15 protein-coding genes and 1 tRNA gene are annotated in these 12,758 nt (G+C 71.3%); 6 read left to right on the top strand and 10 right to left on the bottom strand.

What is annotated here, in order from left to right; all coding sequences use genetic code 11:
* Window positions 1-122: 122 nt before the first annotated feature.
* Window positions 123-821, bottom strand: a complete 699-nt coding sequence (locus ITJ54_RS13230; RefSeq protein ID WP_194628994.1) for a hypothetical protein — start codon at window positions 819-821, stop codon at window positions 123-125.
* A gap of 51 nt (window positions 822-872) precedes the next feature.
* On the opposite strand from ITJ54_RS13230, the gene ITJ54_RS13225 reads away from it, so the two are divergent.
* Entirely contained in the window at window positions 873-1,733 is an 861-nt protein-coding gene (locus ITJ54_RS13225) for an acyl-CoA thioesterase (RefSeq protein WP_416354910.1), read from the top strand.
* A 12-nt stretch (window positions 1,734-1,745) separates the two neighbouring features.
* On the opposite strand, the gene ITJ54_RS13220 is transcribed toward ITJ54_RS13225, so the two are convergent.
* From ITJ54_RS13220 to msrA, 5 genes are all read right to left on the bottom strand, one after another.
* Window positions 1,746-2,228, bottom strand: a complete 483-nt coding sequence (locus ITJ54_RS13220; RefSeq protein ID WP_194628992.1) for an acyl-CoA thioesterase — start codon at window positions 2,226-2,228, stop codon at window positions 1,746-1,748.
* 6 nt (window positions 2,229-2,234) lie between these two features.
* Window positions 2,235-3,920, bottom strand: coding sequence for an energy-dependent translational throttle protein EttA (gene ettA / locus ITJ54_RS13215; protein WP_071270713.1), 1,686 nt, complete (start codon window positions 3,918-3,920; stop codon window positions 2,235-2,237).
* 52 nt (window positions 3,921-3,972) lie between these two features.
* On the bottom strand, window positions 3,973-4,602 hold the full coding sequence (locus tag ITJ54_RS13210; protein WP_194628990.1) for a single-stranded DNA-binding protein: 630 nt from the start codon (window positions 4,600-4,602) through the stop codon (window positions 3,973-3,975).
* 120 nt (window positions 4,603-4,722) lie between these two features.
* Complete coding sequence (locus ITJ54_RS13205) at window positions 4,723-4,959, bottom strand: methyltransferase (protein WP_228509406.1); 237 nt, start codon at window positions 4,957-4,959, stop codon at window positions 4,723-4,725.
* 37 nt (window positions 4,960-4,996) lie between these two features.
* A complete protein-coding gene (gene msrA / locus ITJ54_RS13200) occupies window positions 4,997-5,524 on the bottom strand; it encodes a peptide-methionine (S)-S-oxide reductase MsrA (RefSeq protein WP_194628988.1) in 528 nt (175 codons plus the stop codon).
* Window positions 5,525-5,713: 189 nt separating this feature from the next.
* On the opposite strand from msrA, the gene ITJ54_RS13195 reads away from it, so the two are divergent.
* Together ITJ54_RS13195 and ITJ54_RS13190 are read left to right on the top strand one after the other, a co-directional pair.
* Window positions 5,714-5,980, top strand: a complete 267-nt coding sequence (locus tag ITJ54_RS13195) for a hypothetical protein (RefSeq protein ID WP_194628986.1) — start codon at window positions 5,714-5,716, stop codon at window positions 5,978-5,980.
* A 94-nt stretch (window positions 5,981-6,074) separates the two neighbouring features.
* Window positions 6,075-7,379 carry a hypothetical protein gene (locus ITJ54_RS13190; protein ID WP_194628984.1) on the top strand — a complete coding sequence of 435 codons (1,305 nt, stop codon included), beginning with the start codon at window positions 6,075-6,077 and terminating at the stop codon, window positions 7,377-7,379.
* Between the two features lie 65 nt (window positions 7,380-7,444).
* Here the strand turns inward: ITJ54_RS13190 and ITJ54_RS13185 are convergent.
* Both ITJ54_RS13185 and ITJ54_RS13180 read right to left on the bottom strand, forming a co-directional pair.
* Window positions 7,445-7,517, bottom strand: a tRNA-Arg gene (locus ITJ54_RS13185).
* A gap of 14 nt (window positions 7,518-7,531) precedes the next feature.
* On the bottom strand, window positions 7,532-8,092 hold the full coding sequence (locus ITJ54_RS13180) for an AAA family ATPase (RefSeq protein WP_194628982.1): 561 nt from the start codon (window positions 8,090-8,092) through the stop codon (window positions 7,532-7,534).
* Between the two features lie 933 nt (window positions 8,093-9,025).
* On the opposite strand from ITJ54_RS13180, the gene ITJ54_RS13175 reads away from it, so the two are divergent.
* From ITJ54_RS13175 to ITJ54_RS13165, 3 genes are read left to right on the top strand one after another with little or no spacing between them, the layout of a single operon-like run.
* Window positions 9,026-9,817, top strand: coding sequence for a cytidylyltransferase domain-containing protein (locus tag ITJ54_RS13175; protein ID WP_228509405.1), 792 nt, complete (start codon window positions 9,026-9,028; stop codon window positions 9,815-9,817).
* Window positions 9,814-10,686, top strand: a complete 873-nt coding sequence (locus tag ITJ54_RS13170) for an N-acetylneuraminate synthase family protein (RefSeq protein WP_194628980.1) — start codon at window positions 9,814-9,816, stop codon at window positions 10,684-10,686. Before ITJ54_RS13175 ends, ITJ54_RS13170 begins: the two co-directional genes overlap by 4 nt.
* Complete coding sequence (locus ITJ54_RS13165; protein WP_194628978.1) at window positions 10,683-12,101, top strand: DUF6716 putative glycosyltransferase; 1,419 nt, start codon at window positions 10,683-10,685, stop codon at window positions 12,099-12,101. Before ITJ54_RS13170 ends, ITJ54_RS13165 begins: the two co-directional genes overlap by 4 nt.
* Before the next feature lie 41 nt (window positions 12,102-12,142).
* On the opposite strand, the gene ITJ54_RS13160 is transcribed toward ITJ54_RS13165, so the two are convergent.
* Together ITJ54_RS13160 and ITJ54_RS13155 are read right to left on the bottom strand one after the other, a co-directional pair.
* On the bottom strand, window positions 12,143-12,406 hold the full coding sequence (locus ITJ54_RS13160) for a thioredoxin (RefSeq protein WP_194628976.1): 264 nt from the start codon (window positions 12,404-12,406) through the stop codon (window positions 12,143-12,145).
* 29 nt (window positions 12,407-12,435) lie between these two features.
* Window positions 12,436-12,726, bottom strand: a complete 291-nt coding sequence (locus ITJ54_RS13155) for an oligoribonuclease (RefSeq protein ID WP_194628974.1) — start codon at window positions 12,724-12,726, stop codon at window positions 12,436-12,438.
* Window positions 12,727-12,758: the final 32 nt, after the last annotated feature.

Raw genomic sequence — 12,758 nt, 5'->3', positions numbered from 1 at the left:
GTCCAGACAACCATGCGCGCCGGTCACGCGGTCGGCGCGGTCTTCGCGGTCCCCGGGTTCGGCGCTGTCCGCGGTTTCGGCGCGGCTGGGGGCACGCGCGGTCCGCGTCGTGGGGGCCAGGCTCAGTTCAAGGTCCAGGCACGACGCTTGACGAGCACGTGCCCGCGGGACGTCGTGAGGCGGCTCCACGGACCGGTCTCGAACAGACGGACGGGGTCGTGCCCGAGGAACCCCAGGCTCTCCCCCGCGAAGCCCGCGGCGGCCGGCAGGTGCTCGATGCCCGGCACCGGTCGGCCCCAGACCTCGGAGCGGACCTTGCGAACGACGGCCTCGCCCGAGTTCGTCGGCACGGCGTCGGCGACCTCGGCGATGCCCGACTTCGCCGCGCGGCGGAGGAGCTCCGGCGAGACGTCCGGCAGCGGGACCCAGCCACCGCGAGGCGGGGAGATGGCGGCCCAGGTGACCGTGTGGACCTCGTGCGGGAGCTCGACCTCGATCGGGGTGGCCCGGGTGGGGTCGGCCCCCTCCGCGTGTTCGGCGTCCTGCGTCTCCCCGAGGACCCGGAGGCGCTCGAGGAACGACGCGAGCGGCACGACGACGTCGATGGTCGCCGGCTGGGTCAGGGAGAAGGTGCGGAGGCCGAGGACGGTGGGGAGCTCGTCGAGCAGCCCCTGCGGGTACATGATCGCCGTGTAGACGGCCAGCACGCCGGAGTCGGCGATCAGGCGGACGGAGCCGTCCTCGACGCGGGCGGCACGTGCGAGGTACGTGCGGAGGTCCCCGAGCGAGGCGGCGTCGGGCAGCGTGAACGAGGTGCTCATGTCCTTCCGATCCTACCGGGACCGTGCCGTTCGTAGACTGCAGGGGTGGTGATCGGTGAACCGGACTTCCTGCAGACCCTGCGACTCGAGGACACGGGTGCGAGCACGCGCGAGACGATCCTGACGGGTGCGAGTCACTGGTCGGCGAACGGCCGTGTGTTCGGCGGCCAGGTGCTCGCCCAGTGCGTCGTCGCTGCGCAGTCGACGATCGAGGGGCGGGCCATCCACTCGGTCCACGGGTACTTCCTGCGGCCCGGCGACATCGAGGTGCCGATCACGTTCGGTGTCGAGCGCATCCACGACGGCCGCTCGTTCGCGACCCGGCGGGCGCAGGCGTACCAGAACGGCGTCCCGATCTTCTCGATGATCGCGTCGTTCCAGACCGAGGACGAGGGCGCCGAACACCAGGACCCGTTCCCCGAGGACGTCCCCGAGCCAGAGTCCCTGCCGACGGCCGCGTCGATCCTGTCCGCGATCGACCACCCGGTCGCACGGGCATGGGCGGAGCGGGCTATCGACCTGCGGCACGTGGACGGCCCGGTGTTCGTCGACGTCGAGGGTGCGCACGTGCCACACCAGGCCGTGTGGTTCCGGGTGCAGGGTGCCCTGCCGGACGACCCCGCCCTGCACCGCGCGGTGCTGGCCTACGCGAGCGACCTGTCGATCCTCGAGCCGATCATGCGGCGACACGGGGTCGCGTGGGGAACGCCCGGGGTGAAGAGCGCGAGCCTCGACCACGCGATGTGGTGGCACCGGGACGGCCGGGCGGACGAGTGGATCCTGTACACGCAGGAGTCCCCGAGCGCCCAGAGCGGTCGTGGTCTGGCGTTCGGTCGGATGTTCTCCCGCGACGGGCGCCTGCTGGCGAGCGTCGCCCAGGAGGGCATGGTGCGGATGCCCCGCGAGCGGTGAGCCCGCGACTGCTCAGGGCCGGGAGAACACGACCGGAGGCTCGACGTACTCCTCGCACGCCGCCCGTTCCTCGGCCGTGAGGCGCCGCGGCCGGTTCGTCGCAGCGTCCACCATCACGAGCGTGGTGGTCGCCCGCGTGTAGAGCTCGGCGGGTTCCTGCCCGACGGGTGACCAGACCTCGTAGGAGATGTCGAGGCTCGCACCACCGAGCCGCCCGATCCACAGCTGGATGTCGAGCGGCCGGCGGTAGTACGGCGTGGACGCGAGGTACTCGAGGCGCTGCGCTGCGATGACGGTCATCGTGCCGGAGCCGGGTCGGCCGTCGATGACCGGCTCGGGCGCGGACCCCGACTCGTCGACCTCGTCGGGATCCGGCGCCCAGAACGCCAGCACGCGTGCTTCCTCGAGCAGCCGGAGCATCGCCGAGTTGTTCACGTGCCCGTAGGCGTCGATGTCGCTCCAGCGGATGCGGACCGGCGTGTGCAGCCGCGCCATGCGGGGTCAGTCCCGCGTGAGCTTGCGGTACGTCGCCCGGCCCGGCTTGGCCGCGTCGGCACCGAGGCGCTCGATCTTGTTCTCCTCGTACGCCTCGAAGTTGCCCTCGAACCAGTACCAGTTCGGGGTGCCGTCCTCGTTCAGGCCTTCCCACGACAGGATGTGCGTCGCGATGCGGTCGAGGAACCACCGGTCGTGCGTGATGACCACGGCACAGCCGGGGTACTCGAGCAGGGCGTTCTCGAGGCTGCCGAGGGTCTCGACGTCCAGGTCGTTGGTCGGTTCGTCGAGGAGCAGGAGGTTGCCGCCCTGCTTGAGCGTCAGCGCCAGGTTCAGGCGGTTGCGCTCACCACCGGAGAGGATGCCGGCACGCTTCTGCTGGTCCGGGCCCTTGAACCCGAACTGCGAGACGTACGCGCGGGACGGGATCTCCGTCTTGCCGACCTGGATGTAGTCCAGACCGTCGGAGACGACCTCCCACAGGTTCTTGTTCGGGTCGATGCCACCACGGCTCTGGTCGACGTAGGAGATGTCGACCGTCTCGCCGATCTTCAGCGTGCCGCCGTCGAGGGGCTCGAGGCCGACGATCGTCTTGAAGAGCGTGGTCTTGCCGACGCCGTTCGGGCCGATGACGCCGACGATGCCGTTGCGGGGCAGCGTGAACGACAGGTCGCCGATGAGGACCCGGTCGCCGAACTGCTTGTGCAGCTTCTCGGCGTCGATGACCTGCGAGCCCAGACGCGGCCCGACGGGGATGACGATCTCCTCGAAGTCGAGCTTGCGCGTGCGCTCGGCCTCGGTGACCATCTCCTCGTACCGGGCGAGACGGGCCTTGGACTTCGCCTGGCGGCCCTTCGTGTTGCTGCGGACCCAGTCGAGCTCCGAGGTCAGACGCTTCGCGAGCTTGGCGTCCTTCTTGCCCTGGACCTCGAGACGAGCACGCTTCTTCTCGAGGTAGGTCGAGTAGTTGCCCTCGTACGGGTAGAGACGGCCGCGGTCGACCTCGGCGATCCACTGGGCGACGTGGTCGAGGAAGTACCGGTCGTGGGTCACGGCGAGGACGGCACCGTGGTACTGCTGCAGGTGCTGCTCGAGCCACTGCACGCTCTCGGCGTCGAGGTGGTTGGTGGGCTCGTCGAGGAGCAGCAGGTCGGGCTTCTGGAGCAGGAGCTTGCAGAGCGCGACACGGCGCTTCTCACCGCCGGACAGGTGCGTGACGAGCTCGTCCCCCGGGGGGCACTGGAGCGCGGCCATGGCCTGCTCGAGCTGCGAGTCGAGGTCCCACGCGTCGGCCGCGTCGATCTCTTCCTGCAGCGTGCCCATCTCGGCGAGCAGCGTGTCGAAGTCGGCGTCCGGCTCGGCCATCAGCGCGGAGATCTCGTTGAAGCGGGAGAGCTTGCCGTGGATCTCGCCGACGCCTTCCTGCACGTTCTCCAGGACGGTCTTCGTCTCGTCGAGCTCGGGCTCCTGCATGAGGATGCCGACGCTGAAGCCCGGCGTGAGCTTGGCCTCGCCGTTCGACGGCTGGTCGAGACCGGCCATGATCTTCAGGATCGTGGACTTGCCGGCACCGTTGGGCCCCACGACGCCGATCTTGGCGCCGGGGAGGAACGACATCGTGACGTCGTCGAGGATCAGCTTGTCGCCCACTGCCTTGCGGGCACGGACCATGGAATAGATGTACTCGGCCATATCTCGCCCAAGTGTAGTGACCGGATCGCCTGGCCGTGCGGGGGCGAGCACGTCAGGCGGCATCGCGGTGCTCGGCGTCGCCCTGCACAATCGCCGCCGCGCGGGCCGCGGTCGCGGGGTCCGGGAGCTCGTCGTCCGCGCCACCGACCGTCCCGTGGCTGCCGGACCCGTGCTGCTGGTCGTCGCCGTGGGACTCGTCGCCGTCGTGCTGCTGGTCGTCATCCCGCTCGTGGTGCGGGTCGTCGTGGTGCGGCTCGTGGACCTCCCCGGTCTTCGGGTCCACGGACGGACCCACTCCGGGGACCACCGAGCCCTCGGACGCGTGCCGCGGGACCTTGATCCAGTTGCTGATGCCCCACGCGAGGTCCTGACCGATGCCCTCGGCGTCGATCTCCACGGACGTCCCGCCGCGGCCGTCCCGTTCCCACGTCCGGATCCGGACCCGGCCGGTGACGATGATCCGGTCGCCCTTCTTGACGGACTTGTGGACGTTGGCAGCAAGGGAGCGGAACGCCGTGACGGTGAACCAGTTCGTCGGTCCGTTGGTCCAGGTGGCGTTGGCGCGGTCCCAACGTCGGGACGGGGATGCCAGGCGCATGCTCGTGATGGCGATGCCGGTCTCGGTGACGAGGTGGCGGGGCTCGGTCGCGACGATGCCGCAGACGGTGATGGTGTCGTTCATGCACCGATCGTCATCGAGCCCCGGTCCGCCGTGGCGGGCCGGGGCTCGATGTGTGCAGTGGGACCCGAGAAGGCGACCTGTGGAGGAGAAGTCCCCCGAGCCTCCCGACCGGATCACCGATCAGTGGGCGTGGAACTCCGGGCGTGACGCGAGTGGTCCGAGCGCCTTGTGCACGGCGCCCTTCGCGGTCTCGAGGGACGGGTACGTCCCGCCTCGACCCGCTCGGACTCCGTAGAGCTCGACCCGGAAGCCGTCAGCGGCCCGGTGGATCGCGCCCACCGCACCCGCCGGCCCCACGGCGACCCAGGTCGCGGTGTCACTCGTCGTCGTGTTGCCCGACATCGTGTCGTTCGTCATCGTTCGACCACCTCCTCGTGGCCCCGACGCCCGTCGTTCAGGACGCCAGGATGTACTGACTGTAGGCCTTGCGGACCTTGTTCACCTTCGGCAGCGCCACTGCGAGGCAGTAGCCCTGACCGGGGTTCTTCGCGAAGAAGTCCTGGTGGTACTCCTCGGCGGGGAAGAACGTGGTGAGCGGCTCGATCGTCGTGACGATCCCGCCGTCCCAGATGTCCGACGCGCGCTCGATCGCCTTCTCGAACAGCGCACGCTGCTCGTCGTCAGCGGGGAACATCGCGGAGCGGTACTGCGTCCCGACGTCGGCGCCCTGGCGGTTCAGCTGACGCGGGTCGTGGAGCGTGAAGAAGACGTCGAGGATGACGTCGGCAGGGATGACGGACTCGTCGAAGGTCACCGCGACGGCCTCGGCGTGACCGGTCGAACCGGTGCACACGAGCTCGTACGACGGGTTCTCGACACGGCCACCGATGTAGCCGGACTCCACGTCCTGCACACCCTGGAGCGTGCGGTACACGGCGTCGAGACACCAGAAACATCCACCTGCGAGCACGAACGTGGTCATGGGAACAACCTATCTTCCTGGCCTCCGAGGAGACCGGACTGGGGGATACCTCCTCCACAACACCGGTCGAGCGTTGTCTGTTCCCCAGTGCACCATCACCCCTCCGGCGTGTCGGTGGTCGCCCGTAGCGTCTCCACCAGACGGACAGCCACCGCCCAGCACCACGCACCGACGAACGAAGGAGACCCCTTGCTGACGAGCACCGAACCCCAGCTGCACATCCGCACGGTCTCCCCCGTCGCCCGGTCGCGCGGGGACCTCCGCATCCTTGACGTCCGTGACGACCTCTCCCGGGTCACCCGCACCAACGGCGAGATCGTCGGGTACGTCGACCGGGTGGACATCGCCGGCGGCACCGCGTACCGCGCCCGTCGCTACGTCCCGGCTGAACGCCGCTTCGTGGAGCTGCCCAACGTGTGGTCCGCCGACGACGCCGTGGACTGCCTGCGCTGGTGACCCCGGTGGGTTCCCCGGCGCCGGCGACCATCGGATGCGGGGAACGCCGCCGAAGGTCCCTCAGAACCGGGCCGCTCCTGGATATGGTGCGCGCATGGACTGGTGGAACGACTTCATCGACTGGACTTCGTCGGACACGGGCTGGCGGGTCTTCTCGGGAGCGGTGATCCCCTTCGTGGCGATCATCGTCGCCGGGATCGTCGCGGCCCTCATCGGCCGCAGCGCCACCAAGCGGGTGGTCGCCCTGCAGGAACGCGAGTCGAAGAACGCCGCGGTCGCAGCGATCATCACCGCTGCTCGCAAGGCCGCGACCTGGGGCTCGCTCGGACACGACGAGCGGAACTACACCGACCACCTCGCCGAGGACGCCGACATCCGCCTGCGCCTGCTCCCGACCACCGGAGCACCGCTCGCCGCCACCTGGGCGCAGCACGAGATCGCGGACATCAAGAAGAACTCCTCGACCTTCAACTTCCAGGCGGACCAGTCCCTCGCCGAGTTCCGTGACCGGCTGCTCGAGTGGCAGGCCCGCCCGGGTCGTGCGAAGAAGCTCTTCAAGAGCGACCTCGAGCGCTGGAAGTTCGAGTCCCCCGACCCCGACGCAGACCTGATCAAGCGCCAGCAGAACTGGAGCGCGGACCAGGCCGACAGCAAGCGCGCCCCCGAGTCGACGCCGACACCGGCGACCCCGACCACGACGTCGCTCCGCGCCCCCCAGCGGACAGGAGGCTCCCCCGCCTCCGCCGCGCAGCCCGCCTCCGCCGTGGCCGGCTCCACCGCTCCTGCCGCGGTCGGCGGGACGGCCTCGGCCTCCACCCCCGCTGCCGCGCGCGCCGACTCCAGCACGACGAACGGCGACGCCAACGCGACGACGCCGATCTCCGACGGTGCGACGCGCTCGTACTCCGAGGGCGTCACCCAGCCGTACTCCGACGGGGTCACGCGGCCGTACTCGGGCTCGTCCGACGGTGTCACTCAGCCGTACTCGGGCTCGTCTGACGGGGTCACCCGGCCGTACGGTGACGACCAGGTCGCGCCGGTGCGCCCGGCGCTCGGCAACCCTGGTTCGTCCACACGCGACTCGTCGATCCCGTCGTGGTCCTCGGCTTCGTCGCCCGCGTCCCCGGCATCGTCGGGCTCGACGTCGGGTTCGACGTCGGCGTCCGACTCGGACAACGACGACGCGGTGGACGACACCGTCTCCCCCGAGCGTCTCGCAGAACTGCGTGACGCCCGCGAGCACAATCGGGCCAACGACCTCGACGCTCCCCGCACCGACACGACCGCGTCGGCCCCGACTCCTCCGGCCGAGGACGCCCCCGCCGAGACGGACGACGCGACCTACACCCAGCCGATCAGCGCGAACGAGCTCCGTCGCCGTGCTGAGGACGACGAGTAGTCAGCCGCACACCCTGGACACGGACGAGGGCCGCCATCCGATCGGATGGCGGCCCTCGTCGTCGGTGCCCCCGGCAGGAATCGAACCCGCGGCACGGTGGGTAGAAACCACCTGCTCTATCCACTGAGCTACGGGGGCCGACTCCCTCGATCTTATTCCGGACCACGGGTCAGTCGGTCGACCCACGCGTCGACCGCACGCTGCGAGCGCAGACGCACGATGCGCAGATGCGGCGCGGAGTGCTCCAGTGGCGGCACCTGCTGCCGCATCTTCCACTGCGTGCGGAGACTCCACCGCACGATGTGGTCCTTGCTCGTGAAGAAGGTCCAGAACGGCGGCTCGACGTTGCCGTTCCACAGCTCGACGCGACCGACTCGTCGCCGGATCGTCCGTCGCAGGAGCCGCCAGAACGCCACCGGGATCGGCAGGTCGAGCCAGACCAGGGTGTCGGCGCGCTCGACCAGCATCGCCCGCACCTGGTGGTACTGCCACTCGGTGACCCACGTCGGCTGCGACGTGTAGGCCTCGACCTCGGCGACGAACTCCGGCCGCGGGACCCACCCCGGCCCGTGGTACCGGCTGTCGATCTCGGTGTGCGGGATCCCGAGCGCCCGACCGATGCGCCCCGCGGTCGTGGTCTTGCCCACGCCGGTCGTCCCCGCGACGAGCACCCGCCGGGGCGCAGGGTCGAGGACGTCTTCGGCGCCGAACATCCGTCGACCCTACCCACTCGTCCCGCCTCGTCCCGTCCCGCCCCGCCCCGCCCCGATGCCTCGGTGCCTCGTGTGCCGAACGGGCGGAATGCCGCGGTCAGCTCGCCCGGGCACCCCGCCGATTCGCCCGCTCGCCGTGAGCCCGTCCGGCATCCCCAGCCCCCACTGGTCGAACGGGTGGGATGCCGCCGCCGGCCCGCACGTGCACCCCGGCATTTCGCCCGCTCGGCCGTCGCACGTGCCGCCTCCGCAGCCCCGAGGTCGAACGGGCGGAAAGGTGCGGTCGGCCGGCACGTGCACCCCGCCGATTCTCCCGCTCGTCCGTCCGGAGTCCCGACCGGGCTCGGGCGCACCCGTGGTCCCTCCGCCCGAAGTCGAGCGGGCGAAATACCGCGGTCGGCACGCACGTGCACCCCGGCATTTCGCCCGCTCGGCCGTCGCACGTGCCGCCTCCGCAGCCCCGAAGTCGAACGGGCCGAAAGGTGCGGTCGGCCGGCTCGCGCACCCCGCGTTTCCGCCCGCTCGGCCACCGGACCTTTCCATGTCGCCATCCCCCTCCGACGAACGGGCGGAATGGTGCAGTCGGCCCAGACGCGTACCCCGGCATTTCGCCCGCTCGGCCGTCCGGAGTCCCGACCGGGCTCGGGCGCACCCGTGGTCCCTCCGCCCGAAGTCGAGCGGGCGAAATGCCGCGGTCGGCCCGCACGTGCACCCCGGCCTTTCGCCCGCTCGGCCATCGCACGTACCGCCTCCGCAGCCCCCGAGGTCGAACGGGCGGAATGGTGCGGTCGGGCCGCACGTGCACCCCGGCCTTTCGCCCGCTCGGCCGTCCACCCGGCCGTCCGGCGCGCCGCCCGCCCCCGCAACTCCGCGTTGGGCGCGCGCTTGCCCGCCGTTCGCCTCCCGGCAACGCGGCCTCCCTAGCGTTCGAGCATGAGCACCATGCGCGTCGTCGCCGTCATCCCGGCGCGGGCCGGCTCGAAGGGCGTCCCCGGCAAGAACCTCCGCACCGTCGGGGGCCGCACCCTGGTCCGCCGCGCGATCGAGTCCGCCCAGCGCGCACGGCTCGTGGACGGCGTGGTGGTCTCCACGGACGGTGACGACATCGCCGCCGAGGCCGTCGCCGCCGGCACCCGCGTGGTCCGCCGCCCGCCGGAACTCTCCGGCGACGAGGCGTCCTCCGAGTCCGCGCTGCTGCACACCCTCGACGCGCTGCGCGCCACGGGGGACGAGCCGCAGGTGCTCCTCTTCCTCCAGGCCACCTCGCCCTTCATCGACCCGGCCGACCTCGACGACGCCGTCGCCCGCGTGATCGGGGGCTCGGCGGATGCGGTGTTCGCGGCCACGCCCTCGCACGCGTTCCTCTGGCGCGTCGACGCCGCCGGACACGCCGTCGCGGTGAACCACGACGCAGCCGTCCGCCCGCGGCGCCAGGACCGCGAGCCGGAGCACCGCGAGACCGGCGCCTTCTACGCCCTCCGCACGGACGGCTTCCGCGAGCACCAGCACCGGTTCTTCGGCCGCGTGGAGATCGTCTCGGTGGACCCGCGCGGCGCGATCGACATCGACGACGAGTCCGACCTGGCCCAGGCCGAAGCACACGCCGCACACGCCGACGCACACGCCGGGCAGCCCGGAACGCACGACGAACTCCACCGCGCGACCCTGCCGGAGCCCCTCGATCCCCAATGGTGGCAACTCGCCACGACGAACGGAGCACCATGACCGTCCACATCGGCACGTCCACGATCGGCGCCGGGCACCCCGCCTACCTCATCGGCGAGATCGGCCTGAACCACAACGGCGACGTCGACATCGCCAAGCAGCTCATCGACGTCGCGGCCGACGCCGGGCTCCAGGCGGTCAAGTTCCAGAAGCGCACGCCGGCGATCTCCACGCCGGAACACATGAAGCAGACCCCGCGCAGCACCCCGTGGGGTGACATGACCTACCTCGAGTACCGCTACCACGTCGAGTTCGACCGCGACCAGTACATCGAGATCGGCGACCACGCCACCCTCCGCGGCCTGGACTGGTTCGCGTCGCCGTGGGATGAGCCGTCGGTGGACTTCCTCGAGGACCTCAACGTCGTCGCGTACAAGATCGCCTCGGCCTCCGTCACGGACCTCGGCCTGCTCGCCGCCGTGGCCGCCACGGGCAAGCCCGTGATCCTGTCGACCGGCATGTCCACGCTGGAGCAGATCGACCGTGCGGTCGCGGCCCTCGGCACCGACAGGCTCGTGCTGATGCACGCGACCTCGACGTACCCGCTGCCGCCCGAGGAGGCCAACCTCCGCATGATCGACACCCTCGCGCAGCGCTACAGCGGCGTGCCGGTCGGCTACTCCGGCCACGAGCCCGGCCTGCAGATCTCCGTCGCCGCCGTCGCCCTCGGCGCGACCGCCGTCGAGCGCCACATCACGCTCGACCGCACGATGTGGGGCTCCGACCACGCCGCGTCGCTCGAGCCGCACGGCCTGCAGACCCTCGCGCGCGACGTCCGCATCATCGAGACCGCCCTCGGCGACGGGGTCAAGCGGGTCATGCCGGGCGAGCTGGCGCCGCTCGCGAAGCTGCGTCGCGTCGACGCGTGACGGCGGACGGTCCGGTCACGACGGCGCGGTCGCGTGACCGCGACGGCACGGCCGGGAGGCTCGTGGTCGGGATCGTGGACACGGACTCCTTCGCGAAGTGGGGCGCCCACCTCCTGTCGGCAGCGCCCGACGACTGGTCGCTGGAGCTCCTCGTGGTGCACACCCCGCGCACGGCGAGCCCGGCGCAGCTCCGGTCGGCGTTCCGCGGGCTCGACGACCGGCTCGCACACCTGGCCACCGAGCCGCCCACACCGCTCGACGTCGACGCGGTGGTGGAACGCCTGCGCGTGGACCCACCAGACGCGGTGCTCGTGTCCGTGATCGGTCCGGTCGCCGAGCTGCTCATCGAGGAGGTCCACCGCCGGGTCCCGCACCGCCCGGTCCTGGTGACCGGGCTGCCCGGGATCTCGTTCCCGGCGAAGTGGAAGGGCGTGTTCTCCCGCGCCCGAGCGGACCTCTTCGTGCTGCACAGCCACCGCGAGGTCCGCGACTACGAGGCACTGGCAGCCGAGAACGGCGTCGAACCGTTCTTCGCGCTCGCCACGCTGCCCTTCGCCGCGGCACCTGCCCGCGCCGCGCGCCCTGGCCCGGCGCCGACACGGGACTCCGTGGTGTTCGCCGCGCAGCCGAGCGTGCCGCCCACCCGCGAGGAACGGGCCCGCGTCGTGCAGTGGCTCGCCGAGACGGCCAGGCAGCACCCGGAGTGGCGCGTCGTCGTGAAGACCCGCGCGCTCGCCGGCGAGCAGCAGACCCACCGCGAGGCCTTCCCGTACGCCGACCTGGTCCCCGCGGACGCACCGCCGAACCTCGTCGTCGCGACGGGGCCCATGGCGACGCACCTCGACCGCGCGGTGGCCCTGGTGACGATCAGCTCCACCGCCGTGCTCGAGGCCGTCGCCCGCGGCATCCCCGCGCTGACCCTGACGGACTTCGGCATCAGCCGGCCGCTCATCAACGAGGTCTTCGTCGACAGCGGACTCGAGGGCGACGCCATCGACCTGGTGGGCGGAGTCTTCGGAACGGTCCGGCCCGACTGGAGGAGAGACAACTACTTCCACCAGGAGTCCGACGACGACTGGGTGATCCGGACCGATCGGCTGATGGCGCTCCGGGACGCCGGTGCCCTGGTCGACCGACCGGCCGCGCGCCGGAGCCGTGGCGGGGTGCTGCGTCGGGCGTGGGAGCGGAAGAACGCCCTCGGACCAGCCGACCGTTCGGTCCTGGGGCTCGCCGCGCTCGTGGCCGGGGTCCCGGTGCGCACGGCGAAGCGCCTCGTGCGTCAGGTCGTCCGGGTCGTGCGGCCGCCGGCTCCGACCGTCGTGGGGGCACCGCGCACGCAGCGGCAGCAGACCGACGCGCCGAACGCGACGTCGGCCGCGGCGGCGACCACGGCAGTGGTGGCGACCACCCGGTGAGCCGGACGGTCTCGGGGAGCCCAGCCGGGCCTCCCGTCCGGCTAGTCGACCGCCTTCGCGACGGCCAGCAGCAGCTGGTCGCGTGACGGGACGCCTGGAGAACGGAAGACCTCGGCACCGTCCGCCCGCCGCACGATGATCGTGGGGGTCGAACGGATGCCGAGGTCTTCTGCGTCGTCGGGGTACGACGCGACGTCACGCTCGACCACGTCGAGCCCGGGGACGATCCGTGCCGCGTCGGCGGCCACCCGGCGGGCGGCGGCACACGGTGCGCAGAAGGCGGACGTCCAGAGGTCGAGCTGCATGTGGTCCTGCAACGTCGGGGTGGGTGGGACTACTCCCGGTCGAACCCGCCGCTGCGGTCGCCGCGCTCCTGCAGGTCGTCGAGGTCGTCGGACTTGTCGGGCTCGTAGGTGTAGTCGACCGAGACCTGGTCGACGACGTGACGGGTGTGCGTGGCCTTGTAGGTGAAGGCCGTCTGCAGGCCCTCCACGTCCGCGAAGACCGTCACCTCGTCCTCGATCGCGTCGCCGGTGGCGGTGCGGGTGTCCGTCGTGCCGTCGAAGGGACCCTGGTGGTAGATGGCGGTGTACTCGTCGCCCTCGTGGATGGTGATGTCGCTCATGTCCCCCTGTCTACCAGGGGGCTGCTGTCCAG

The sequence above is a fragment of the Curtobacterium sp. VKM Ac-2865 genome, assembly GCF_015350905.1.
Taxonomy (GTDB): Bacteria; Actinomycetota; Actinomycetes; order Actinomycetales; family Microbacteriaceae; genus Curtobacterium.
The sequence above is the reverse complement of the archived record's forward strand: the minus strand, read 5'-3'. Positions and strand labels throughout refer to the sequence as shown.

Excerpts from the sequence above, each read along its gene's own strand:
- ITJ54_RS13230 (WP_194628994.1), bottom strand. The coding sequence starts at position 821 with ATGAGCACCTCGTTCACGCTGCCCGACGCCGCCTCGCTCGGGGACCTC.
- ITJ54_RS13220 (WP_194628992.1), bottom strand. The coding sequence starts at position 2,228 with ATGGCGCGGCTGCACACGCCGGTCCGCATCCGCTGGAGCGACATCGAC.
- ettA (WP_071270713.1), bottom strand. The coding sequence starts at position 3,920 with ATGGCCGAGTACATCTATTCCATGGTCCGTGCCCGCAAGGCAGTGGGC.
- ITJ54_RS13210 (WP_194628990.1), bottom strand. The coding sequence starts at position 4,602 with ATGAACGACACCATCACCGTCTGCGGCATCGTCGCGACCGAGCCCCGC.
- ITJ54_RS13205 (WP_228509406.1), bottom strand. The coding sequence starts at position 4,959 with ATGACGAACGACACGATGTCGGGCAACACGACGACGAGTGACACCGCG.
- msrA (WP_194628988.1), bottom strand. The coding sequence starts at position 5,524 with ATGACCACGTTCGTGCTCGCAGGTGGATGTTTCTGGTGTCTCGACGCC.
- ITJ54_RS13190 (WP_194628984.1), top strand. The coding sequence starts at position 6,075 with ATGGACTGGTGGAACGACTTCATCGACTGGACTTCGTCGGACACGGGC.
- ITJ54_RS13180 (WP_194628982.1), bottom strand. The coding sequence starts at position 8,092 with ATGTTCGGCGCCGAAGACGTCCTCGACCCTGCGCCCCGGCGGGTGCTC.
- ITJ54_RS13175 (WP_228509405.1), top strand. The coding sequence starts at position 9,026 with ATGAGCACCATGCGCGTCGTCGCCGTCATCCCGGCGCGGGCCGGCTCG.
- ITJ54_RS13170 (WP_194628980.1), top strand. The coding sequence starts at position 9,814 with ATGACCGTCCACATCGGCACGTCCACGATCGGCGCCGGGCACCCCGCC.
- ITJ54_RS13160 (WP_194628976.1), bottom strand. The coding sequence starts at position 12,406 with ATGCAGCTCGACCTCTGGACGTCCGCCTTCTGCGCACCGTGTGCCGCC.
- ITJ54_RS13155 (WP_194628974.1), bottom strand. The coding sequence starts at position 12,726 with ATGAGCGACATCACCATCCACGAGGGCGACGAGTACACCGCCATCTAC.